Source organism: Mesorhizobium sp. M7A.T.Ca.US.000.02.2.1, from assembly GCF_003996995.1.
GTDB lineage: Bacteria > Pseudomonadota > Alphaproteobacteria > Rhizobiales > Rhizobiaceae > Mesorhizobium.
This window is the reverse complement of sequence record NZ_RZTT01000839.1, coordinates 1-789: the sequence shown is the minus strand read 5'-3', so window position 1 is coordinate 789 and position 789 is coordinate 1. Positions and strand designations below refer to the sequence as shown.

The window sequence follows — 789 nt, the reverse complement described above, 5'->3', positions numbered from 1 at the left end:
GGCGGTCGGCGGTTGCCTCCAGCAGATGGCGATCATGCGAGATCAGGATCACGGCGCCGGGAAACTCGTTCAGCGCATGGATCAGCGATTCGCGGCTATCGATGTCGAGATGGTTTGTCGGTTCGTCGAGGATGAACAGGTTTGGCCCCTCGAAGGCCGACAGCCCCATCAGCAGCCGCGCCTTCTCGCCGCCCGACAGATCCTTGGCGGCGGTGTTCATCTTCTCGGTCGTGAGGCCGAACTGGGCGACGCGGCCGCGTACCTTCGATTCCGGGGCCTCCGGCATCAGCCGGCGGACATGCTCGTAGGCGTTTTCGTCCGGCCGGAGGTCGTCGAGCTGGTGCTGGGCGAAGATCGCCACCTTCAACCCGGGCGCCACCGTCATGGTGCCACTCTCCTGCTTGAGCCGGCCGGACAGCAATTTGGCGAAGGTCGACTTGCCGTTGCCGTTGGCGCCCAGCAGCGCGATACGGTCGTCGGCGTCGATGCGCAGCGTCATCTTCTTGAGGATCGGCTGCCCCTCGGTGTAGCCGACATTGACGTTGTTCAGCGCCACGATCGGCGAGGCCACCGTCTTCACCGGCTCGGGGAAGGAGAACGGCCGCACCGAATCGTTCACGAGGGCCGCGATCGGTTTCATCTTCTCCAGCGCCTTGATGCGCGACTGTGCCTGTCTGGCCTTGGAGGCCTTGGCGCGGAACCGCTCGACGAAGGATTCCATGTGCTTGCGCGCGGCCTCCTGCTTGACCCGGCCCTTCTCCTGCAATTCCTTCTGCTCTGTATATTGAC

Annotated in this window: 1 protein-coding gene; it reads right to left on the bottom strand. The window is 64.1% G+C overall.

Annotated elements, in window-relative coordinates; translation table 11 throughout:
* A partial coding sequence (locus EOD15_RS35015; protein WP_148129841.1) for an ATP-binding cassette domain-containing protein occupies nucleotides 1-789 on the bottom strand: 789 nt, incomplete at both ends.